Raw genomic sequence first — 24,001 nt, 5'->3', positions numbered from 1 at the left:
GGCTTCGATTATCACCTCGTGTGGATGGATGTCCAGAGTTGTCCGTCAAAAAATCTGCAAAATTAACGCCAGGCTCCCGTTTGGGGGGTTGGCACTGATGCTTTTTTTGAAAGTCGACCACAAAAAGTGAGTCGTTTTATTTTTTTAAGCCGGCACAGCCCCTGGGCTGTTGATGTAATCGTAACCCGATGCGTAAGCGAGGGATCCAATGCCAGTCATTCTCTTCGCAAGTATCCCTCGCTCACCGGGCTGTTGATTTAGTCCTCATCGAAACCCGAAGCGTGAGCGAGGGATACATACAAAGGATTTAATGGCGTTGGATCCCTCGCTCACGCTTCGGGTTTCGATTAAGTCAACACGCCCTCAGGCATCGGGTTTCGATGAGGACTAAAACAACAGTCCGCTCGCGAAAGACGCCAAGACTTTCGCCCGTGGTGGTGGTGGCGAGCCGACTTTGCAAGAATCTTCCTCGACGGGTCTGGCGAAGTGTTTGATCGCCGCCGCTGTTCTTTGGATGATCCCGCCCTTCGTTTCCTGACCTGAGCCCTATGTCGCGTCGCCTGCTCGTTACTGCCGCACTGCCCTACGCCAACGGACCGATTCATATCGGGCATTTGGTCGAATACCTGCAAACCGATATTTGGGTGCGGTTCCAAAAATTGGCTGGCAATCGGTGCCTGTATATCTGTGCCGACGACACCCACGGTACCGCGATCATGATCAGAGCACGCAAGGAGGGACGCAGCGAACTGGAGCTGATCGGTGAAATGAGCCTTTCGCACCAGCGTGATTTTGCCGGCTTTGGAATCGAATTCGATCATTATGGAAGCACCCATAGCGAAGAAAATCGCACGATCTGTCATCACTTTTGGAACGCCCTGCGCGAACAAGACTTGATTGCCGAGCGGAGCGTCGAACAACTCTTCGATCCGGAAGCCGAAACCTTCTTGGCAGACCGTTTCGTTCGCGGGACTTGCCCGAAATGTGGTCGCGAAGACCAAGCCGGCGATAACTGCACCTGCGGCCACACTTACAGCCCGACCGATCTGATCAACCCGGTCAGCACGCTCAGTGGTGCAACACCCGTTCTGAAAGAATCACCGCACCTGTTCGTTCAACTCGAAAAGCTTCATAGCTTCTTGAGTGATTGGGTGGCGAAATCAGGTGCCTTGCAAAGCGAAACCGCAAACTATCTTCAAGGACATTTTTTAGCCGACGAACTCCGCGACTGGGACGTTAGCCGTCCGGCTCCTTACTTCGGATTCGAAATCCCCGATGCACCGGGTAACTACTGGTACGTGTGGTTCGACGCGCCGATCGGTTACATCGCCAGCACGCAACAGTGGTGCGACCTCCATGGCGAAAAACTCTCGGATTGGTGGCAGAGCGATCAGTGCGAAGTTCACCATTTCATCGGCAAGGACATCACGTATTTCCATACGCTGTTTTGGCCGGGCATGCTCAAGACGGCCGGGTATTCGTTGCCCACCAAAGTTCACATTCATGGGTTCCTCAACGTCGACGGCAAGAAGATGTCCAAACGTGACGGCACGTTGGTCAAAGCGGAAACGTTTCTCAAATATGTTGACCCGGCGGCACTGCGATATTTCTACGCGACAAAGCTTTCCGCTCGGGTCGAAGACTTGGATTTAGGATTGGCCGAGTTCACCGAGAAAGTCAACTCCGACTTGGTCGGCAAGGTCGTCAACTTGGCCAGCCGGGTCGGCAAGTTCGCACATTCAACCGGTCTATCGGAATCCTATCCCGACGATGGTGGATTGTTTGCCGCCGCCGCCGCGAAGGGAGATGCGATCGCGGAAGCTTACGAACAGGGTGAGTACGCCAAGGCGATGCGGCTGATCATGGAATTGGCCGATGCCGCAAACCCATTCGTCGAACACGCCAAGCCCTGGGAAATGAAGAAAGACGCCGAGCGGCAAGACGAACTACGCGACGTTTGTACGGTTGCGTTGAATCTGTTCCGGCAACTGGCCGTTTACCTCGCCCCTGTCTTGCCTTCGTTGGCCAAAGATTGCGGTGAACTTTTGAATGATCCCATCGTGTCGTGGGAACAAAGCCAAACACCGTTAGTCGGTCGCGGTGTGGCAAAATTCAACCGAATGATGGACCGAGTCCAACTGGAAGACCTTGAAAAGATGATCGAAGAAAGCAAAGAAGAAGCTGCCGCCGAATCCGACGCGACACCGGTGCCAACGTTCAACGATAGCCCCGAGCCGCTCCAGGCCGAACCGCTCGCCGACGAAATCACGATCGAAGATTTCATGAAGGTCGACTTGCGAGTCGCACGCGTGCTATCGGCCGAACACGTCCCCGAAGCAAACAAGTTGCTCAAGCTCACCTTGGGTTTAGGCGGCGACGAGACTCGGCAGGTCTTCGCAGGCATCAAGGCGGCTTACGAACCTGAAAAACTTGTTGGTCGATTGGTCGTGATGGTGGCCAATCTTCAGCCTCGCAAAATGCGTTTCGGACTGAGCGAGGGAATGGTCACCGCAGCCGGTCCCGGTGGCGCTGAAGTCTTTATCCTCGGTGTCGATGAGGGAGCATTGCCGGGACAACGAGTTCACTAGATTCCGGATGTTATTATTTGGGCAATGCCGATCCTTGACACAGTTGATGTTCCGAACTCCGACGAATCTCCGATTCGCGCGGTCGCGATCGTTCATTGCCATTTCGAACCCGGTGGCGTAACTCAAGTCGTTCAAAACCATGTGAAGTGCTTGGTTCAAGATACTCGCGTGGTTTTGGTTTCCGGACCGCGAACGTCCGGGTTGCGGCGGTTCGCTAACGAGAACGTCGCAGCGTTCATCCTTGATTCACTCGAATATGACTCGCATCGAGTTCAGGAGTCGCAGGGTCACGAGTTCACCGACTTGGCGGCGACCGAAATGTTCAACGCCTTGGATCGTGGCTTACGCGAGCACGGTTTGGATCCAAGTGACAGCATCATCCATTGGCACAACCACAGCCTAGGAAAGAACGCCGCGTCCCCGTTGGTGATTGCCAGGTTGGCTCAAGCGGGTTGGCAAATACTGTTGCAGATTCACGACTTCGCCGAGGATCAGCGGCCGACCAACTATCGGCATTTGATCGAGCAACTCCTTCCGGCCGAAACAAGTGATCTTCAGCGAGATAGGCTCGACCGACTCCTCTATCCACGCCATCCCCGTATCCATTACGCGGTCTTGACGGTTGGTGATGCCGATGTCTTGATTGATTCGGGGATCGACGCGACGCGGGTTCACTTGATTCCCAACTCGGTCGATCTTCCGGGATGTCAACTGGATCGCCCGACCGCGATGCGAAAGATCAGTGACGCGTTCGGAGTGAGTGCCGAGTCTCGCTGGTTGCTTTATCCGGTACGCGGTATTCGCCGAAAAAACATCGGTGAGTTCTTGCTGTGGTGCCAGTTGCTGCACCGGACAAACGTTGCGGCCGCTCATCCAACCGATGTCATCGAACCCTGCGTCGGAGCGTTGACACTACGCCCGACGACTCCGGTCGAAGCGGCATCCTACGATCGTTGGCACCAAGTCGCTCACGACTTGGTACCCAACGTGGTTTTCGATGCCGGTGAACATCCCGATGTTTCGTTCATCGAAAACCTCGCCGCGTGCCACTGCGTTGTATCCACCAGCGTCGCCGAAGGGTTCGGGATGGCGTTTCTGGAACCGTGGTTGGTTGATCGAAGGGTGATCGCTCGCGATTTGCCGGCGGTGACCGGTGGCTTCGCCCGCGAGGGATTGCGCTTGACAAACCTGTACGGTTCGCTGTGGATCCCCGGCCCGGCCGATTGGATAACGCGAATGAATCGAAGATGGCGAGAACAGGCGATTCAAGCATGGGCGAGTGTTCCCGACACGATGCGTCCCGATATGACGTTTCTCCACGGATCGCCCGAGGAATCGGAATTGTTGACCGATCGGATCGACTTCGCCCGGTTGCACCCGGTCGATCAAATCGACGTGATCCGACGTGTTTCGAAGGACGACGCATTCGCCCTAGCGGTCGCCGCCATGAATCAAGCGGTCCTCGATGCGATCGAGTCGGTAGGCGATGATGCCAACATCGCTCACAATCGAATGATCGTTGAGTCTCGCTACCAGGCCGACGTTCAGCGAGAACAACTGCATTGTGCCTATCGACAAACGTCGACTGAAAGTCGATGCCACGTTGAAAATGCGTCACTTGTCGATCCCCCATTTCGCCCGCGAGTGATTGACTTGGTCAATCGTTCTCATCCATTTTATCCCTGCCGCGTCGAATCATTATGAACCCGTCTGAAATCGATCGCGACACACTCGCCACGGAATACTTTGACAAGCTGCCTTATGCCCCTTATCCGGTTCAGGAAGAGGCGTTGTTGGCGTACTTCACCGGCGACCCGATAAAGACCAATGGTCACGGAGTATTGGTGTGCGCGCCGACGGGGACGGGCAAGACGTTGATCGCCGAAGCCGCAGTTTATGAAGCTCTACGCAGCGGCTCGCGAATGTACTACACAACGCCGCTGATCGCATTGACCGACCAGAAACTCGACGAACTGCGAGAATCCGCCGTGCGTTGGGGGTTTTCCGCTGATCAAGTGGGGTTGGTGACCGGGAACCGAACCGTCAATCCGGATGCTCCGGTGCTCGTCGTCGTCGCGGAGATTTTGCTGAACCGGTTGCTCAACCCCGAGAACTTTTCGTTCGACGATGTGTCGTGTGTGGTGATGGATGAATTCCATTCCTTCAACGATTACGAACGTGGAATCGTTTGGGAGTTGACGTTGGGACAATTGCCCAAGCATGTCCGCTTGTTGTTATTATCCGCCACGGTCGGCAATTCGCTCGCGTTCACGACATGGTTGCGCAACGCTCACGGCAAAAACCTGCAACTCGTCCAGGGCACCGAGCGGAAAGTTCCATTGCAATACGAGTGGGTCGAAGACGAACTGCTGAATGATTTCGCGGAGAAAATCGCCGAGGGAGACGATGCATCACGTCGCACGCCGGCGCTCATGTTTTGTTTTAGCCGGTCCCAATGCTGGACGACGGCCGAAATGCTCAAAGGCAAGTCGCTGATCGACAAGTCCCGTCAAGCCGAACTGGCCGATATCCTCAACGAAACCGATTTTTCAACGGGCGTCGGTCCGAAGCTCAAGCAAATCTTGATGCGAGGCGTGGGCGTGCACCACGCCGGGGTGCTGCCGCGATACCGGCGAATCGTTGAAGAACTCTTCCAACGAAAACTGCTCAGCATTTGCGTCTGCACCGAAACGCTCGCCGCAGGGATCAACCTTCCCGCCCGTAGCGTCGTGTTGCCGAGTTTGCTCAAGGGGCCCAAAGACAAGAAAACGCTCGTCGAAACCGCATCGGCGCAGCAGATCTTTGGACGAGCGGGACGTCCTCAGTTTGACGATCGCGGTTACGTTTATGCGCTCGCCCACGAAGACGATGTGAAGCTACATCGGTGGCGAGAAAAGTTCGACCAGATCCCCGAGGACACAAAAGATCCTGGGTTGATGAAGGCGCGGAAACAGCTCAAGAAAAAAATGCCCAAACGACGGGCGGGCGAAACGTATTGGACACCGGCCCAGTTCGAACAACTGCAAACGGCCAAGTCGGCCGATCTGATCAGCCGAGGTCGTTTGCCGTGGCGTCTGTTGGCTTATCTGATTTCAAAAGACCCTCACATCCAGCCGATCCGCGACCTCGTTGGACGACGTTTGATGCCGCCCAAAGGGATCGAGACGGCTCAGCGTGACCTGAATCGGATGTTGATAACGCTGCACCGATCCGGCTGCATCGAATTATCTCCTCCGCCCAAGGCGGCCGCTGCGAAGGCCCCGCCGGCACCCGGAGACAAGAAGGCGCCCACTCCGGGCGAGATCGTACGTGGGCTCGAAGCCGACGCCGCCAAGGCTAATGAGTCCCCACCGGCCACCGGCGGTTTATTCGGTGAGATTCTCGACAACTTGCGAGACCAAGAACCCGCGCCTGCGATCGGGTTACCAAAAGATGCGCCCGAGTCGAACGCCGACGAAGAATCCAGCCAAGCGAAGTTGATCGAAACGCGCGGCTATGAATTAGAAGATTATCGTCCTGAAACTGCGGTCGCGAAGAATCGGTTGAGCCGATTGGTCCAGCTCAAGAGCATCAACCCGTTGTTTGGTGTGTTCCTGGCCGATCATTTGGCAATCGCCGATCACGACGAAAGGATCGCGGTCTTGGAAAGCGTGTTGGACGTCCCCGGAACGGTCGCAAGATTCACTCGCTTGCCTCGGATCGAAGACATGCCGCCGGGCACGCTCGCGACCACGCGTTTGGATCCGCTGCTTCTGCAGCGTGGTTTGGCGACGATCGAAGAACTTGGTGGTGGTAAGAAGGAGGAAGAGGAAGAGATCGAGAACAAAGGCTTCGGTCGGGTGATGTTCGACGAACCGAAGGTCTGGCCATTAACAATTGGCGAAAAATGTTTGCGTTTGTTCCGAGACGATTTTCCGCAGGTCGATGATATCCGGGTTCGTCCGGTATGGATCGTCGGCGAATTGATGCAGTTCGATGGTAACTTTGACCGCTACGTCGTCACCCGCAAACTGCAGAAGGAGGAGGGGATTTTATTTCGTCATTGCTTGCGTATGATCTTATTGCTCGACGAGATGGCGAACATCCCGCCCGAAGGCACGACGGTAGACACTTGGGAAGACTGGCTCGATGACCTCGCCGATCGTTTGACCGAAACGTGTCGAAACATCGATCCGCAGAGCACCGACGAGATTTTACAGAACTCCGCCGCCGCGGCAGAATTGACAGTGCCGACCGGTCGGCGCAATCCAACATCCTAACCCTGCTTTTTAAGACACTTCTTGGCAAACGCCACCAACTTTGTGGGTTGTTGATGTGGTCGTTTAACGGCAAGCCGTAGGCGTCGTTGCCCTGTTTTGCCTACGCCTGCGGCTCGCCGTTAAACGAAAATGCTCAATACCGCTGCAATCAACGTCCCGCAAGCTCGGTGGAGTCTGTCCTGGTGGCGATCAGCAAGAAGTTTCGTTTTTACCGTCGTCTTCATCCTCGCTGGCCACGGATCGGGGCGACGTTGTGCGATCGGCGGGGTGCGTCTTATACTGCTCGCCCGTTTCCTCGTAATCCGATTCGAAATTCATGTCGACCACGCCTGAGAACACCGAAACTTCCTCGCTCTCCCGATCGTTCGGGCCGGAGCAAATTGAAGCGATGATCCCCCATCGGCAACCGATGCGTTTGCTCGATGAAGTCGTCGAAATGACCGAGACAACGATTCACGCCCGCAAGACGTTTTCGGCGGACGATTTTTTTGTTCAAGGTCACTTCCCGGGCTACCCGCTCGTGCCAGGCGTGATCCAGTGCGAGTGCTGTCTGCAGGCCGGTGCGATCCTATTACGTGATCACACGCCTGAAGTCGGCGAGTTCGTTCCCGTGGCGACCCGCATGGATAGCGTGAAGTTCAAGAGCATGGTCCGCCCCGGGGATACCGTGGACATTCACGTGACGCTCAAAGAGCGATTGTCCAACGCCTTTTTCTTGTCCGGCAAAATGCTGCTCGGTGGCAAGACGACGTGTCGTTTGGAATTTGCGTGCAGCATCACCAGCCCTCGCGGTGGTGATTCCTCCGACGGTGATCAATCATGAGCGACGATGCCAATCGTCCGATCGCCGACTTTCTCGGACTGGCCGGTAAAACATACCTGGTGATGGGGGTGGCCAATCGAAAAAGCGTTGCGTGGGCGATCGCGGAGCAAATCGAACAAGCCGGTGGCGAAGTCATCTACACCGTCCGCAGCGACGCTCGCCGCGAGAGCACGCAAAAACTGCTCAAGGATCGCCGCGTGATCGTTTGCGATGTCGAGCAGCAATCCGAGATCGACTCGCTCGCTCAAGTTTTGGCCGACGAGAATATTCGATTGTCCGGCTTGGTCCACGCGATCGCCTTCGCCGATTACAGCGACGGGATGCGACCGTTCCACGAGACGACTCGCCGGCAATTTTTACAGGCGATCGATATCTCCGCGTTTTCGCTGACCGCGGTTTGCAACGCGGTTCGAGAGCGATTCGAACGCGACGCGTCGGTAGTCACGATTGGAATCAGCACGACGCGAATGGCCAGCGAGAGTTACGGGTTCATGGCACCCATCAAGGCGGCGTTGGAATCATCGATCGCGTTCCTGACGAAATCCTTTAGCAGGTTCAGCGAAGTGCGTTTCAACGCCGTTTCGGCTGGTCTATTGAAAACGAGTGCGTCGGCGGGAATTCCTGGATACGTCGATTCCTATCTGTTCGCGGAAAAAGTCATCCCGCGCGGTCGCGCCGTGACCACACAGGAAGTCGCGTCGACGGCAACGTTTTTGTTATCGCCGCGATCGAGCGGCATCGTTTCGCAGTCGGTGGTGGTCGACGCCGGCATGTCCACCAATTATTTTGACGCCCACGTGGTGGGCGCGGTGACCGCCGCATCGGTCGATTGAGTACGCGTTCGTCGATAGGTTTCCGGCGTTCCCCACCGTTACTTTTAGAGCCTATCCGAAAAGGGGTCTGACCCTTTGGAGGCGATTCAATATTCCTTGTTTTTCTAATATCGCCGGAGAGGGTCAGACCCCTTTTCGGTTAGGCTCCCCTTTTCGGTTAGGCTCTTAGCCTCTAGGTTTGAATTTATGGCTCAAGCGATTTATATCAACGGCGAATACTTCTCGCGCGAAGACGCCAAAATCAGTGTCTACGATCACGGCCTGCTCTATGGCGATGGTGTTTTTGAAGGCATGCGAATCTACGCCGATAAAGTCTTCGCCCTCGAAGATCATTTAGTCCGACTTTATGAGTCGGCTCGCGCGATCGCGTTGAACATTCCGATCGACATCGATGCGATGCGAGAAGCCGTCAACACGACCGTCGCCAAGAACGGCCTGAAGGAAGGCTACATCCGATTGGTGGTGACTCGCGGTGGTAACCAGTTGGGACTCGATCCTTTTCGATGCGATGACCCGCAAGTGATCATCATCGTCGATTCGATTTCGTTGTATCCTGAAAAGTATTACACCGAAGGTTTGGATCTTGTGACCGCTTCGACGATCCGCAACCATCCGGCGGCACTGAGCCCGCGGATCAAGTCGCTCAATTACCTCAACAACATCATGGCCAAGATCGAAGCGATCCGGGCCGGTTGTGTCGAAGCGGTGATGCTCAACCATAAGGGCGAAGTTGCCGAATGCACCGGTGACAACATCTTCATCGTTCGTCGCGGTCGATTGTTGACACCGCCGATACACGCCGGAATTCTGGAAGGCATCACGCGCAACACCGTGATCGAGCTAGCCCGAAAAGAAGGCATCGAAGTCGCTGAGGAAACCTTGACGCGTCACGACCTGTTCGTTGCCGATGAATGTTTCTTAACCGGCAGCGCAGCCGAAGTGATTCCGGCGGTGAAGTTGGATGGTCGCTTGATCGCCGACGGAAAAGTCGGCCCGATCACCAAGCGACTCAACGAAGTCTTCAAGAAACACGTCCGCGATGATAGGGCACATCTTTCTTGACCCCCACGAGCTCGTCTCGTGGGTGAACTAGGTTCGCCAGCTAGACAACGACGCCCTCCCAACCTTCCGATTTTCACTTGTGCTCGCCGCTTCAAGTGGCGAGCACAAGTGAAAATCGGAAGGTTCGGCGAATAGCGGCTTGTGTCTAGCTTGCCAACCTCGGCTTCCTGCCAGACGAGCTGGCAGGGGAGCAATCCATGAGCACTTGTGGCCTATCAAGAGAGCGGGAGCCTGGGAACGAGGGTTCGGCGCAGCTAAGAGGACCAAAATTCTCGGAGTTGCTTGGCACGTTGGCGGATCGCTTGCATTTCATCGTCTGATTTCTTTTCCACGTTCTTGAGTTGCAGCGTCATGCGGTTGTTGCCCCGGAACGTGTCTTGGTGGCGATCCAGAAAATCCCAATACAGCGTTGTGAACGGGCATGCGTCATCGCCGGTGGATTTGGCGGGATCGTAGCGACATGACTTGCAATGATTGCTCATGCGTTGGATATGTTTCCCGGTGGCACAGTACGGTTTGGTCGCCATCAAGCCGTGATCGCCGTATTGGCTCATGCCCAACGCGTTGGGCAAACTGACCCAATCGATCGCGTCGGCATACATGGCCATGTGCCATTGGTGAAACTTGGCGGGGTGGGTTCCGTGGAGCTGAGCGTAGAGGCCTAAGACCATCAGTCGTTGAATATGATGTGCGTAGGCTGTATCGATTAGCAATCGCATCGCGTCGGCGACACACGCCATGTCCGTCTTACCATCCCAAAAAAACGCGGGCACATCTTGGTCCGGGTCGCATCGGAGTGAATTGAGACCTTCGTACTCGGGCATCTTGTTCCAGTAGATTCCTCGAACGTATTCCCGCCAACCTAGAATTTGCCGAACAAAACCTTCGACGCTGTTAAGCGGTGCGCGGTCCTCGTGGTACGCCTTGACGGCGGCGTCGACAACCTCGCGAGGCGACAGCAGGTGCAGGTTAATCGCGTTGGATAGTCGCGAGTGATACAGGAATTTCTCCCCGCCCCACATCGCGTCTTGGAAGTCGCCGAAATCAGGCAAGCGATTCTCGATGAAATCGTCCAGGTATGCCAACGCATCGGCGCGACACACCGGGAGATCGAATGCATCGAGCGTGCCCGGATGGTCGGCGAATCGATCTTCGACCATCGCAATGACGGCGCGTGTGGTTTCGTCTGGTTTGAACGAGATCGGCTGAAACAGGTTCGCGGGTCCGGCCTTACCGAACTTGCCGCGGTTATCCTTGTCGTAGTTCCATTGCCCGCCTTCAGGATCGCCTTTCGAATCGACCAAGACAGAATGTTCGGTTCGCATTACACGATAGAACTGTTCCAAGATCATCGACTTGCGGTTCGTCGCCCATTCATTGAAACGTTCGGGCGAGCAATAGAAGTGCTCGTCGGGTAACTCGTCGAAAGTCACGCCGGCTTGTTCGAGCGTGCTGCGAAGTTGCTCGCGAACTCGATAGTCGCCGGGGTGAACGAAACGGACGTTTTCGACCTCATGTTCGCCAAGAGTTTTGTCGAGGATCGATTGAAAGCTCGATCCACGGCGCTTGCGGCGATCGCCCGTCAATTCGTGATAGAGGACTTGCTTGCCGTCGGCGATCAATTCGTCGCGGAAGTGCCGCATCGGTGAAAAGAACGCGACCAACCTGGCCTTGTGGCACCAAACGTGTGTGGCCTCTTGATCGTTCTCAGCCATCCAGACTCGATCGCGTTTGGAATCAAATCCGGCAAACGCGGCCGAGTCGTGATTGAGTTGGTCGCCCAAGACGAGGACGAGGTTGCGGATCTTGGGCATGCTCGGTTGATCGGTGTTAGGTCTTAACCGCCACCGTTCTCAACTGCAGTTCGTTGAGCTGGGCCGCGTCGACTTCGCCGGGGGCCTGGGTCATCATGTCGGTAGCTTTCTGGGTTTTCGGGAACGCGATCACCTCGCGGATGTTATCGAGTCCCGCAAACAACATTACCCATCGGTCTACCCCCAACGCGATTCCGCCGTGCGGCGGGGCTCCGAAACGCAGCGCATCGAGCAGGAACCCGAACCGGTCCTTGGCCGTTTCTTCGTCCATGCCGAGCAATTCGAATACCTGCGATTGCACCGCACTGTCGTGGATTCGGATCGTGCCGCCGCCCGCCTCGGAACCGTTGATGACCAAGTCGTAGGCTTGAGCGCGGCATTTTTCCGGAGATTCCTTCAGGTTGGGAAGGTCTTCCTTGAGCGGCGCGGTGAACGGATGGTGCATCGCCACGTAACGACCGGATTCTTCATCCCGTTCGAACATCGGGAACTCGGTCACCCAACTGCAGTTCAGCTCACCGGGTTGGTACAGCTTCAACTCGGCGGCAAGTCGTTTGCGCAGGCCCGATAGTCCCTTGCAGGTCACCTCCCAAGTATCGGCCAAGAACATCAGCAGGTCGCCCGGTTCGCCACCGAGCATCGTGCGGATTTCTTCGAGATGTTCGGCCTCGAAGTTCTTTGCGATCGGACTCCACAACGTCTTGTCGTCTTCGACCCGGAACCACGCCAAACCCTTGGCACCGAAATCTTGTTGCACGTACGCGGTCAGATCATCGATCTGACGACGTGAATACGCGGTAGCTGCATTGGGAACACGGATGCCACGCACATAATTTCCGGCGTCGGCGGTGCCTCGGAACACGCGGAAGTCGGTCTTCGCCGCCACCGAGGTTACGTCGACGATCTCCAAGCCGAAACGCAAATCGGGCGCGTCGCTGCCGAAGCGGCGCATCGCTTCGTCCCACGTCATCCGTGGCAACGGAAGCTGGATATCTTTGCCGAGGACTTGCTTGGCGGTTCGGGCGACTAAACCGTCGATCAACGCCATGATGTCGTCGGCATCGATGAACGACATCTCCAAGTCCAATTGCGTGAACTCGGGTTGGCGGTCGGCTCGCAGGTCTTCGTCGCGGAAACACTTGGCGACTTGGACATATCGATCGAAACCGGCGACCATGAGAATTTGTTTGTACAACTGCGGGGACTGGGGCAGCGCGTAGAAGTTGCCCGGATGAACGCGACTCGGGACGAGATAATCGCGAGCCCCTTCCGGCGTGCTGCGTCCGAGGATCGGTGTTTCGACGTCGATGAAATCGTGCTCGGCGAAGTAATCACGCATGCACTTAATGATCTCGCTGCGGCGGATCAAGGCTTGCTGCATCTCTTTGCGACGAAGATCCAAGTAACGATACTTCAGCCGCAGGTCTTCGCCCGGCAGATCGCTTTGGCCGGGCGTGAAGGGTGGAGTTTGGGCGACCGACAGAATCTCAAAGTGTTCCGTTCGAACTTCGATTTCACCGGTGGCGAGTTTCGCATTGATTTTCCCTTCGAGACGATCGGCGACAACACCTCGGATCAGCACAACGCTTTCGGCAGGCACGTGTCCGGCCGCGTCGATGATCGCAGCGCCCGCTTCGGGCGGCCCGACGACGACTTGGGTCAAACCATAGCGGTCACGCAAGTCGATAAAGACCGCTCCGCCGTGGTCGCGTTTGTTTTCAACCCAACCACAAAGAGTGACAGGCGAACCGACATCGGATTTACGGAGTTGACCGCAGGTGTGAGAGCGAAGCACGAATGAACCGAGAGTGGATGGAGTGGGATCGGTGGGAAGGGTCGAAGCGAACAGTTCGCGACCGGCGATAGGATAATCGCAAAGGCGGAAACCGAAAACGGGCGGTCGGGATGGACGTAAACTTACCTGGCCAGTTATCAGCGGCACCGCAGCAAAACGGCCTGAAGATTCAGTCCTAATAGAACCCCGACGCGTAACGGGCTGTTGATTGAGTCCTCATCGAAACCCGAAGCGTGAGCGAGGGATACATACAGAGGCCTTAATGACGCTGAATCCCTCGCTCACGCTTCGGGTTACGATTAAATCAACAAGCCCGTCAGCGAGGGTTAAATGATATTGACTCATCCCTCGCTGACGCATCGGGTTGCGATTAAATCAACAGCCCGCTAGCGAGTTGCGGCTGATTTATTAGGCAATTCATATTCGAACAGGCACCTATCGCCGTTTCTTCTTTGCCGCCGGGGGGCGTTTTCGGTCTCGGGGCAACGGAGCGGTAGGCTCTTCCGGATTCATCTTCTGACGCAAGCGATCCGCCCAAGACGTCCCTTCGCCGCCGGACGGACTTGGCGATTTGGGAACCACCAGTTCGCCTCCAGATTCGCCCGATCCGCCCCGGTGGTTGACCGTGCCCTCGAGGATCGCCTTGTCGAAGTGGGGTGAAGTCGGCAGCGTTCGTTTGACGTAGATCCGTTCGCCGATGCCCCACAGACTGCTGGTGATGAAGTAGATGCACAGCCCCGCCGGTACGCGGAAGAAGAACAGTCCCATGACCAATGTCATGTACGACATCATCTTTTGCGTCATCGCGGTTTGCTCGTCCGTCGCCGGAGGCATGAACATCTTTTGCTGGACCAAGAACAACAACATGACCAAGACCGGCAGAATGTTGAAATACGGGCCGAGCCATCCGGTGCCGCGACCGGATAAGTACTCCCACAACCAATCGCCCCAATAGGACAGCATGTCGGGAGCCGCCAAGTTCGATGCCCACGTGGTCCACGATGCGAACGCGGCTTGCCGTAATTCAATGTCGACCGACAAGGTTCGATACAAGCCGATGAAGATGGGAAGTTGAACGAACATCGGCAAACAACCCGACAACGGATTGAAGCCGACTCGCTGTTGCAGTTCACGCTGGGCTCGCACGCGAGCCTCCATGTCGTCTTTGTACTTTTCGGTGATCTTTTTCAGTTCCGGAGCCAGTTCCTGCATCCGCTGAGCGTTCACGGCAGCTTTTTTCGACAACGGGTACATCGCACCCCGCACGCAAACGGTCAACAACACGATCGCCAACGCATAGTTCCCCACGCCGGAGAGCAAGTGCAATAAATGGCCGAGCAGCTTCGCGGGCCAAGAGAACCAACCGTAATAGATGCAGTCGTCCAGCCCGTACTTGGCGAACAATTCCGGCTGCTTCGGGCCGGCAAATACTCGCAAGCTCTGTTTCAAACTCGATCCCGGCGGCACCATGGCCACGGCACTGTCGAGATAGAACGTTGTGTTGACCGCTCGCTCTTGGCTTTCAGGGATCGCAGATGCGTCAACGGCAAGAGCTGCCGTCGCGCGACGGAAAGAGGTGAACTCGTCCTGGCCTTCGGGCGGCAAATACGCAACGGTAAAGTACTGAGCGTCGACGCCGATATACTTCAGCGCCCGGTCCGGTGCCGGCGAATCAGGTGCGAAAAGGTTTTGGTCGTCCGGCGTCGCGGCCGCGCGAGCCCGTTTGAGCAGACCATATCCGGACACCAGTTCGTGTCCTTCGGTGGTGGTTCGGTATACCACGTCGCGGGCCGCCGATCCGCCCCAGTTCGGGCTGATTTTGTTGCTGTACCACCAGCCTTCCAAGGTAATGCCGTTGACGCCTTCGAGGCGATAGGCGAGTTCTTGCGGTTCGTCCGACCGGTTGTCGATTTGCACATCCATGTCCAACACGAAACTGCCCGGTTGCAGCGAGTAGGAACGACGCATCCCGATCGCGCGGCCGCCAGCGGCCTTCATCTCCGATTCGCTCAAGCGGACCTCGAATTCGATCGTTTCACTCGCATCGCCAGGGGCTTCGTCGCCGGGGGCTACGTCTCCGGGGCCTTCGTCGCTGGGCCCTTCCTCTCCGGGGACTTTGCCGGCCGGATCGTTGTCTTGAGTTTCGGCGACCGACCAGATCAATTCGCCTGGGTCATTGAGCGCCGTCAACGTTTTCTCACCCGGTGCGATCTCACGACGCCCGACTTTGCCGACCGTCATCAATGCCGATAGACGTGACAGGTTGCCGGGGATCTGGTCCTCGCCCGCGATGTCGGCCATGCGAACGAGGTCGAGCGGGTGTTCGCTTAAAACGATCGCGAACTTCAATGAACGCCCTTTACTTGAAACGTCGGCTTCGCCGGCACCGTCGGTGTCATCGCCTCGGATGACTTCGACGAGGATGCGATCGCCCGGTTCGGTACCATGCATCCACTCGTCCATCGCGACTGAATTGCTGATCAGATCGCCATTGATCGAAACGATAACGTCACCGGCCCGCAATCCATCGGCGACGGATTCGTCCTCACACTCCGCCAAAGCCGCCGGCGTTCCAGGGCCGACGACGTTGACGCGGACGCCGTTGATCGTCGACAGCGGGTTGGCGGCGAAGTAGCCCATGTATCCGCTGCGGACGTCGACGCGGCGATACTTCAGTCGGCCGTTCTCTTTTCGCTGGGTCAATTCGATCCGTTCGATGCCCGCACCACGACTGTTGAGGGTGACGAGCATGAAATGTCCCGTGGTCGGGTCCATCGAGCCGAGCGTTCGCCATTCGGGCTGCTCGGGTCGCTCGATGTTCTCTTCTTCAGCGGGTTTCGCGTCCGGGTCATCCAGATCGGCGATTGAGGAGATTTCGGGACCGGTTTCGTCTTCGGGAGCCACATCCTCGACCGCAGCGACCGGGACGGGAGGTGCCGGAGGCGGGACAAACATCACCCGCAACGACATGTAAATAAGAAAAAACGCGGTCGAAAAGAGCACGAAGGAAGAAAAGCGGCGATCCACGAAATTGCTGGCCGATCGAATGGGAACGGGGGGACAAGACCAAACCGGCATTCTTGCCGCTGGAGCAATTCTTGAAAAGCCAAACCGGGCAAGAACACAATCAGAACCGGGAATTAACCGAAATCGAACCGGTTAAAACACCAACGGCAGGGGTGTTTGGCACAACGCATCGGCCAGCCCGGCCAATTCGTCATCCTTAATGCCGGCTTCAGATCGGTCCAATACGACCCAAGGGCGAGCCTTTCGGATCACACCCTTTTCAAGAAATTCGCCGAAAAGCTGCAACCGAATTTTGTCTTCGGATGACTGATCGGTCGTGAACGGAGCGTCATGTGGCCCGAGCAGCACGGCAATCATTCCAGCGTTTCCCGCGAAGTTGATCGTCCAAACGGAGACCGAGTCCCCCGTCGTTGCAGCGGTCAAGACGCGACGATCGACCGTTCCGCCGACCGATTTCAAATCCAACGTCGGATGAGTATCGAGCAACGAAGTTTGGATCGAAAAAGTCGGCTCGAGCACGCATCGAGTCGTCGTCGATGCGACGACCCGAATCGAAAGCCGTAGTGAAAACTCGCCGGTTGTTTGCGGGAAATCGATCTTCCATTGATCGAATTTGACATAATGCTCGCCCGCCACCGGCAGCAAGTCGCTGCCCGAACCCGGAGTGCCCGATCCACGCACCGACACATGCAACAATCCGTCCGGATCGCCCAACGAGATGCCGTCGGTTCCTCCGGTGGCGCGACAAACCCAGTCGTGACCACCTTCGGTGACGTGACCGACGAGCAGTTCACTTTCGTTAACCGCTTCCAACTCGCCTCGATTTCGGACGGTCCACATGTTTAGCTGCCTGAGTATTCGGCGCCGAAGAACTCTTTGCTGCCTTCGACGTCGGCCTTGATCGTTCGCGAGCCTTCCTGCCAGTTGGCCGGACAGACTTCGCCGTTCTTTTCAAAGTATTGTAACGCCTGAACCATCCGCAAGGCTTCGTCAACGCTGCGTCCGAGCGGCAAGTCATTGACGACCTGATGACGAACAGTGCCCTCTTTGTCGATCAAGAACAAGCCTCGAAGAGCCACGCCGCCATCGAGCAGCACGTCGTAGTCGCGGGAGATTTGCTTGTTCATGTCGGCGACCAACGGGTATTCGGTCTTGCCGATGCCGCCTTGATTGCGAGGCGTGTTGGTCCATGCCAAGTGCGTGAAATGGCTGTCCACTGAAACACCGATGATCTGCACGCCGAGATCCGAAAAGTCCTTTGCCCGGTCGCTAAACGCGATGATTTCGGTCGGACAAACGAACGTAAAATCCAACGGCCAGAAAAACAGCAGGACGTATTGTCCTTTGTAATCGGCTAGCGAAAAGTCGTTTTTGAAAGTGCCGTCGGGCATGACGGCGGTGGCGGTGAAATTGGGAGCCGGTTGGGTAACGAGAACGCTCATGGAAGCCTCTGAGTTGGTTAGGTTGGTTGGGTGGAAATGAACGGTTTGCGAACGGACGTCCGGTTGAATCAATCCGTCAGATTGCTATCGAAGACCTGGACGCTCGCCCAGTTTTCTTTCTGTTGTTCGATGAACGTCAAGTGCCGAGGAGCCGTTTGGTAGGCGTCGTGCGAGGCTTGGTCCTGAAATACCGTGTGCAAGGCAACGTCGTAGTCGGCGTTGACCGGTCGTTGGTATCGCGGTTCGCGGCGTCCCACCGCGAAATCGATCAACCCATCGTGGCCATTGAGGAACTCATGACAGGCCGCGACCAGCTCGTCGACGGCGGCGTCATCGCGGTTCTTCAGGGTAAAAAAAACTTGGTGGGCAAGACGCGGCATGACTCAATCAACGAACTGAAGGTGAGGAAGCGGGAGATCGCAGCGGGCAGTTTAGCGATTCGATGACTTCCGCCCAACCGGACAAACGTGTTCGCAAGTGTGGCATTGCGCAAGTGGCGGCGACTTTTAGTCGCCGTTACATGACCTGGCGACTGAAAGTCGCCACCACTTATCGTCCACACGATGCTAATTCGCCGCGACCGGAGGGCGACGCGGGGTATACAGGCAACAATCTTGCGGACAAACGTCGTGCCACGGCCCTAGGTCCCCGAGTGCCGCTTTGTCGGCTTGGATACCCAAGCGTTCCTGGACCAGTTCGCGGATCATGGCGACAAATTTTGGATGCGTGCCCGCCGTTTTGCCTCGGGCCATCGCGATGCCCCGTGCTCGGCAAAGGTCCGCCGCCTCTTCATCCAAATCGAACATGACTTCCATGTGGTCGCTGACGAAACCGATCGGCAAAATCACCAGCGCGGATAACTTTGACGCGTTGTCGGCCGCAGCGATCCAGTCCAAAACGTCGGGTTCCAGCCAAGGTTGGCTCGGCGGGCCACTGCGACTTTGGTAAACCAACTCGTAATCATTCGAACCGGCCGCCTCGGCGACCAAACGGCACGATTCTTTGAGCTGTTTTTCATAATCGCAATTGTCCGCCATCCCCATCGGGATGCTGTGAGCGGTGAACAGCAATTTCACGTCGCCCGGAGTCTTTTGGATGTTGGCGGCCGCTTCGGTGACACTTTCGGCCATCGCGGCGATGAATCCGGGGTGGTTGAATCCCATTCGGACTTTCTCGACCAGGGGCGCCCCGTCGCCGACTTTCTCGCGAGCCTCGATGATATTCTCGCGATATTGGCGGCATCCGCTGTAGCAACTGAACATGCTGGTGAAGAACGCCAATGCCCGCCGACAACCGTCCGCCTTCATTTGCTCGAGAGTGTCGGCAAAATACGGATCCCAGTTACGATTGCCCCAATACACCGGAAGCTTGACATCGTGGGCGGCGAACTCGTTTTGAATCGCCGCCATCAGTTGGCGGTTGTGTTCGTTGATCGGGCTGACGCCGCCGTAATGCTTGTAATGCTCGGCGACTTCCAGCATCCGCTCGCGAGGCACGTTCTTGCCTCGCAAGACGTTTTCCAAGAACGGCATGACTTGATCTTGCCCTTCGGGACCGCCGAAAGAAACCAACAAGAATGAATCGTAGGGGATAGGTTCAGACATTCAACGATTTGCTACGAGAAAAGGAGGCATTACATCAGTTATCGCCGCGTTCGTTTTGTTTTTGAACGCGACGAATACAAGCCCGACGCTTACCGGCGTGTTGATTTAGTGCGTTCGTCAGTTTTTGTGAGCCGATGGCGCTAGCGGCGTGTTGTTTTAATCGTAACCCGAAGCGTCAGCGAGGGATTCATCACCATTAAGTCCTTTGTATGTATCCCTCGCTCACGCTTCGGGTTTCGATGAGGACTAAATCAACAGCCCGCTAGCGGCGTGTTGTTTTAATCGTAACCCGAAGCGTCAGCGAGGGATTGAACGCTATTAAATCCTTTGTATGTATCCCTCGCTCACGCTTCGGGTTACGATGCAAACTAAATCAACAACCCGCTAGCCACGGGTTCCGAATGGTGGCTTGATTGCCGTAAAGCCCGCGGCTAGCGCCGTCGGCTCACTCAATCAACACGCCGTTGCGCGTCGGGTTTGTATGCGTTTGACCGTTCAAACACCATCGCCTGTAACGTCATCGCCGTCCAAATCCGCTTCGGTAATGATGCGAAACCCTTTTTCATGAAGCGTCTTCATCGCCAAGTCGATGCCTTCGACCATGATCGCCACCGCAGGCTTGCCGTGCGGACGAACGATCAACGGGTAGGCTTGGATGATATTCAGTTCGGCTTGCAAGAGCGCCGTACAAACCCGCAGCAACGGTTGGGGACCCTCGGGTAGCTCGACCCCGATCAGGTCGGTTTCGATGATCGCGAGCCCCGAACGTTCCAAAATTTCGCGACCTCGATCGGGGTCACTGATTAAAAATCGAACGAAAGCGCACTCGGCTGCGTCGTTGATCGAAAGAGCGACAATCCGGATGCCGGTGCCCTCGAATCGCCGAACGACTTCGAGCAATTGGCCGACGCGGTTCTCAAGAAAAATGGTGAACTGTCGGATTGCGGGGAATTCTCGGCCCCTCATCGTTTCATAAGGGGTTTCCACGTCGGAGCCGTAACTCATCGAGCCGTTCTTTCATGTAATGCGGCGGTTGCTGGCAATGCGGGAGTGTACCGCCGCACGCTTTTTCTGGCAAACAGGGATCGCATGCGACAATCGGGGATCGCTCGTTGATCGCCTTCTCTTTAAGATCGAGTCGGCAAACCCAACCGTGGAGCTTCGTCGGCGATCGCTGGTGTCGACTTCATCATCATCCCATCTCGTGTCTCGTTCACACTCACACTAGAAAGAATTTTATGTTCAAAGGGCTAGGTAACCTCGGGAACATCGCTTCGATTTTCGGCAAATTGCAAGATTTGCCTGATAAGATGCAGGCCCTCAACGCACGGATGAAATCCGAACGCGTGACCGCAAGTTCGTCATGCGGGCACGTGACCGTTACCATGAACGGGGTCGGCGAAGTCCAATCGGTCGACGTCGATCCCAAGGTCCTCGGTGGCGAAGGCGGCAGTTCCGTCCCGCCGGAAACGCTTGGTCGAGCGATTCAAGACGCGACGAATTCCGCCGGAGCCGAAGCCAAACAAATGTATGCCACCGCCGTCAGCGATTTGGCCAAGGAGCTGGATCTCAACCTGCCCGGCATGGACGGTTTGCTGTCGAGTCTGACCGGCGGCAACGGATGAGCAAACACGCCGGAGCGGTTTCGCAACTCGTCGATCGGCTCAGCCAACTACCGGGAATCGGTCGCAAAAGCGCCGAGCGATTGGCGTTTCACTTATTGCGAGTACGTGAAGAAGACGCACTGGCGCTGGCCGATGCGATCCGTCGCGTGCGCACCGACGTGCGGTACTGCGCCGCGTGCTACAACCTCTCTGAACATGAACTTTGTCAAATCTGTTCGGACCCCAAACGCGATGCGACGCGGTTGTGCGTCGTCGAGCAACCCCGAGATCTGCTCAGCCTCGAGGCGTCGGGTGCCTATCAAGGGCTTTATCATGTCCTGTTGGGGCGGATCGCGCCGTTAGACGGGATCACGCCCGACCAGCTGACCATCGATGCCTTGGTCGATCGAGTCCGCGAAGGAAACTTTGTGGAGATCATCATGGCGACTAACCCGACCGTCGAGGGAGATGGCACGTCGCTGTACTTGTCCAACCAGCTCAGCGAATTCCCGATCCAGATCACCCGTTTGGCCCGCGGGATTACCGCCGGAAGCGTGTTGGAATATGCCAATCGTGAGATAATTGCCGATGCGTTAACCGGGCGTCAAAAGCTATAACCGAGAAAACTTCTGCGGTTGGCATTGAATTCGCTGTATACTTCAATTCGACGCGTCTCAACTAGTCTTTTCGAAATAAGAAATACTCCCATGCGGATGTCAGTGGGGCTGCACGCCCGACAAAGCCAGGTTCAGAAACTGGCGCCACGGATGATTCAGTCGATGGAAATCCTGCAGATGCATGCGCTCGCCTTGCAGGAACGAATCGAGCAAGAGATGAACGAGAATCCGTTGCTCGAACAACTCAGTGGAGATCCGTTATCACCCGACGATGGCGACGACGATTCCCCGAGCAAGGACATTCGGAGCGAGGACGAAAAGGAGTTGGTGGTCGACAACGACCACGACAACAAAGATGACTTCGAGCGTTTGCTGAACATGGACTCCGAACTGCCTAGCACGTTCGACGACTCGTTCCGTCGCAGCGCCAACCGCATGTCCGAAGAAGCTGACCGTCGTCACGACATGATGGCCAATGCGCAGTCGCGACCAGAATCACTCAATGACTTTTTGTTGCACCAGTTAGCCGAACTGGATATCGACGATGACGTCGAGCAAATCGCCGAGCGGATCATCAGCACGCTCAACGCGTCCGACGGCGGATACTTGCGGACTCCTATCGCGGACATGTTACCGCCCGGTCACTCCAAGGAAGACTTAGCCCAAGCCGAAGAGGCTTTAAGAATCGTTCAATCGCTCGAACCGACCGGCATCGCCGCCCGCGACTTAAGCGAATGTTTGATCTTGCAACTCGATCCGTCGTTGCCGCACTTCGAAAAATTGCAAACGTTGATCAAGCATCACTTGAACGACCTCGCCGAAAATCGTTTGCCGCAAATCTCAAAAAAGACCAACTTCACGATCGAAGAAATTCAAGAACTGCGTGAGGATCTGCACCTGCTCAACCCGAAGCCGGGGGCGGCGTTCATGGAAACCTACGTCCCCAACGTGACCCCAGATATTATTCTCGAAGTCGACGAGGACGGAGAGTATCGCGTTCGTTTGGACGATGATCGCGTTCCGAACTTGTTCATCAGCGAGTACTACCGCAAACGTTTGCAAGCGAGCGATTGTTCGGCCGAAGAACGCGAATTCATCAAACAGAAAATCAGCGGTGCCCAGTGGCTGATCGATTCGATCGAACAACGTCGCAGCACGCTGACAAAAGTAGCCGAAGCGATCGTCGAACATCAAAAGCGTTTCCTCGACGAAGGCCCCGAAGCGATCGAACCGCTCAAGATGCAACAGATCGCCGATAAGGTCGGGGTCCACGTCACGACGGTCAGTCGCGCCGTTGACGATAAATGGATTCAAACGCCGCGTGGGATTTTGCCACTGCGTCGGTTCTTCGTCGGTGGCACTCAAACCGACGATGGCGAAGACGTCGCATGGGATACGATTCGATTGAAGCTGCAAGATTTGATTGACAAGGAAGACAAAAGCAAACCCTACAGCGACGAAGCCTTAGTCGACGAACTACGCGGCGCCGGCATGACGGTCGCCCGCCGAACGGTAACCAAGTACCGCAAGAAAATGGGCATCCCCAGCAGTCGTAAACGACGCGATTGGTCGTTGACTTGAAAGTCGCAAGCAACCGCAAACGAGTCGCTACGATATTGTTCACAGACGCAGCGTCGCGGTGACGGGCAGGTGATCAGATAGTCGCCGTGTTATCTCGTCCTTCAATATCCATGCCGATTCAACCTGGGGCAGTAGGTTCGGACTGACGAAGAGATAGTCGAGTCGTCGATCGGTCCCATGGTTTTGATCGCCGACCAATGACGTTGGAAATGTGCCCACAAACGGTTGACTTCGACCGCGAAAACGGTCGACCAGATCAACATATCCTTGCGACAGGATGGCTTCTAAACCGCCGTAATCTAATTTGCCTTCGTTCAGGTTCCGTGCCCCCGGATTGTGACGGTCGAGCATCTCGAAGAACGGTTCAAGCTCGAGATCGGTATCGTAATGTGACCGGTCCGCTGGCGAGAATCCATTGAAGTCACCAGCCAGGATCACTTTCGGATTCAATTCCGGCAGCGTCGCAACATCGGCTTGCAAATGTCCAGCTTCTTCAATGCGACTTGCGAAGTTGGATGGGTGAAAATGAATCACGTAAAACCAAATTCCTCGAATCCGGCAACGCAGCAGACCGTGATGCATTCCCTCGCGAATCCGTCGGACGTCGCTGATCGGGAAGCGCGAAGTGATGCCGGTCGGAAACCCTTCTTCTTTGAGTAGCACCGAATGCAAGTGCCCCCATTGTCTGGCATCGGCAGCGAGACGATCGGGCGTGTAGCCGTTAAGCTCCTGAAGAGCGACCACATCCGGGGCCTGTTCGGCCATCCAATTCAACCACTGTGAGCGACGCGGCTCGCCACGTTGGGTGAAGCCGTACCAAACGTTGTGAGTGATGACCTTCATTGTTTCAGTCGGCTCGTCGGCGGATACCAAACGACTCGAACTGGCAACGATCAAGCAAAGCAGCAAGATCAGTCTTGTCATATACATCTCCGCAAGGAAAATCGCAGAT

General features: G+C 56.1%; 18 protein-coding genes. 9 read left to right on the top strand and 9 right to left on the bottom strand.

Going from position 1 to position 24,001, the window contains the following annotated elements; translation table 11 throughout:
- The first annotated feature begins 548 nt into the window (after positions 1–548).
- The 6 genes from metG to ilvE all read left to right on the top strand — a co-directional run bounded on the left by metG (position 549) and on the right by ilvE (position 9,565).
- Entirely contained in the window at positions 549–2,588 is a 2,040-nt protein-coding gene (metG, locus tag Pla100_RS04500) for a methionine--tRNA ligase (protein WP_146576389.1), read from the top strand.
- A 24-nt stretch (positions 2,589–2,612) separates the two neighbouring features.
- Positions 2,613–4,292 carry a glycosyltransferase family protein gene (locus Pla100_RS04495; RefSeq protein WP_146576388.1) on the top strand — a complete coding sequence of 560 codons (1,680 nt, stop codon included), beginning with the start codon at positions 2,613–2,615 and terminating at the stop codon, positions 4,290–4,292.
- The gene (locus Pla100_RS04490) at positions 4,289–6,847 is read left to right on the top strand and encodes a DEAD/DEAH box helicase (RefSeq protein ID WP_146576387.1); all 2,559 of its coding nucleotides are present in this window, start codon (positions 4,289–4,291) and stop codon (positions 6,845–6,847) included. Before Pla100_RS04495 ends, Pla100_RS04490 begins: the two co-directional genes overlap by 4 nt.
- A gap of 316 nt (positions 6,848–7,163) precedes the next feature.
- Complete coding sequence (locus Pla100_RS04485; RefSeq protein ID WP_146576386.1) at positions 7,164–7,670, top strand: 3-hydroxyacyl-ACP dehydratase FabZ family protein; 507 nt, start codon at positions 7,164–7,166, stop codon at positions 7,668–7,670.
- Complete coding sequence (locus Pla100_RS04480; protein ID WP_146576385.1) at positions 7,667–8,503, top strand: enoyl-ACP reductase FabI; 837 nt, start codon at positions 7,667–7,669, stop codon at positions 8,501–8,503. Before Pla100_RS04485 ends, Pla100_RS04480 begins: the two co-directional genes overlap by 4 nt.
- 186 nt (positions 8,504–8,689) lie before the next feature.
- On the top strand, positions 8,690–9,565 hold the full coding sequence (gene ilvE, locus Pla100_RS04475; RefSeq protein WP_146576384.1) for a branched-chain-amino-acid transaminase: 876 nt from the start codon (positions 8,690–8,692) through the stop codon (positions 9,563–9,565).
- A 254-nt stretch (positions 9,566–9,819) separates the two neighbouring features.
- Here the strand turns inward: ilvE and Pla100_RS04470 are convergent, their stop codons facing one another.
- The 8 genes from Pla100_RS04470 to Pla100_RS04435 all read right to left on the bottom strand — a co-directional run bounded on the left by Pla100_RS04470 (position 9,820) and on the right by Pla100_RS04435 (position 20,252).
- Positions 9,820–11,379, bottom strand: coding sequence for a cryptochrome/photolyase family protein (locus Pla100_RS04470; protein ID WP_146576383.1), 1,560 nt, complete (start codon positions 11,377–11,379; stop codon positions 9,820–9,822).
- A gap of 16 nt (positions 11,380–11,395) precedes the next feature.
- Entirely contained in the window at positions 11,396–13,174 is a 1,779-nt protein-coding gene (aspS, locus tag Pla100_RS04465) for an aspartate--tRNA ligase (RefSeq protein WP_146576382.1), read from the bottom strand.
- Positions 13,175–13,609: 435 nt separating this feature from the next.
- Complete coding sequence (locus Pla100_RS04460; RefSeq protein WP_231602696.1) at positions 13,610–16,129, bottom strand: YidC/Oxa1 family insertase periplasmic-domain containing protein; 2,520 nt, start codon at positions 16,127–16,129, stop codon at positions 13,610–13,612.
- Positions 16,130–16,333: 204 nt separating this feature from the next.
- Positions 16,334–17,041 (bottom strand): hypothetical protein, encoded by a 708-nt coding sequence (locus Pla100_RS04455; protein ID WP_146576380.1) that lies wholly within the window; start codon positions 17,039–17,041, stop codon positions 16,334–16,336.
- Positions 17,042–17,043: 2 nt separating this feature from the next.
- Positions 17,044–17,643: a peroxiredoxin gene (locus tag Pla100_RS04450; protein WP_146576379.1), complete on the bottom strand. Its 600-nt coding sequence runs from the start codon at positions 17,641–17,643 to the stop codon at positions 17,044–17,046.
- Between the two features lie 68 nt (positions 17,644–17,711).
- Positions 17,712–18,023, bottom strand: coding sequence for a Dabb family protein (locus tag Pla100_RS04445; RefSeq protein ID WP_146576378.1), 312 nt, complete (start codon positions 18,021–18,023; stop codon positions 17,712–17,714).
- A 186-nt stretch (positions 18,024–18,209) separates the two neighbouring features.
- The gene (locus Pla100_RS04440) at positions 18,210–19,247 is read right to left on the bottom strand and encodes a ferrochelatase (RefSeq protein WP_146576377.1); all 1,038 of its coding nucleotides are present in this window, start codon (positions 19,245–19,247) and stop codon (positions 18,210–18,212) included.
- Positions 19,248–19,742: 495 nt separating this feature from the next.
- Positions 19,743–20,252, bottom strand: a complete 510-nt coding sequence (locus Pla100_RS04435; RefSeq protein WP_146576376.1) for an acetolactate synthase — start codon at positions 20,250–20,252, stop codon at positions 19,743–19,745.
- A gap of 233 nt (positions 20,253–20,485) precedes the next feature.
- Between Pla100_RS04435 and Pla100_RS04430 the strand changes: the two genes are divergently transcribed.
- The 3 genes from Pla100_RS04430 to rpoN all read left to right on the top strand — a co-directional run bounded on the left by Pla100_RS04430 (position 20,486) and on the right by rpoN (position 23,049).
- Entirely contained in the window at positions 20,486–20,872 is a 387-nt protein-coding gene (locus Pla100_RS04430) for a YbaB/EbfC family nucleoid-associated protein (RefSeq protein ID WP_146576375.1), read from the top strand.
- Positions 20,869–21,468, top strand: a complete 600-nt coding sequence (gene recR / locus Pla100_RS04425; protein WP_146576374.1) for a recombination mediator RecR — start codon at positions 20,869–20,871, stop codon at positions 21,466–21,468. Before Pla100_RS04430 ends, recR begins: the two co-directional genes overlap by 4 nt.
- Before the next feature lie 90 nt (positions 21,469–21,558).
- Positions 21,559–23,049, top strand: a complete 1,491-nt coding sequence (gene rpoN, locus Pla100_RS04420; RefSeq protein WP_146576373.1) for an RNA polymerase factor sigma-54 — start codon at positions 21,559–21,561, stop codon at positions 23,047–23,049.
- A 39-nt stretch (positions 23,050–23,088) separates the two neighbouring features.
- Here rpoN and Pla100_RS04415 read toward each other — a convergent pair whose 3' ends face one another.
- Positions 23,089–23,973 (bottom strand): endonuclease/exonuclease/phosphatase family protein, encoded by an 885-nt coding sequence (locus tag Pla100_RS04415; RefSeq protein ID WP_197167686.1) that lies wholly within the window; start codon positions 23,971–23,973, stop codon positions 23,089–23,091.
- Positions 23,974–24,001 lie beyond the last annotated feature (28 nt).

It is taken from the genome of Neorhodopirellula pilleata (genome assembly GCF_007859915.1).
GTDB classification, from domain to species: Bacteria; Planctomycetota; Planctomycetia; order Pirellulales; family Pirellulaceae; genus Rhodopirellula; species Rhodopirellula pilleata.
The sequence above is the reverse complement of the archived record's forward strand: the minus strand, read 5'-3'. Positions and strand labels throughout refer to the sequence as shown.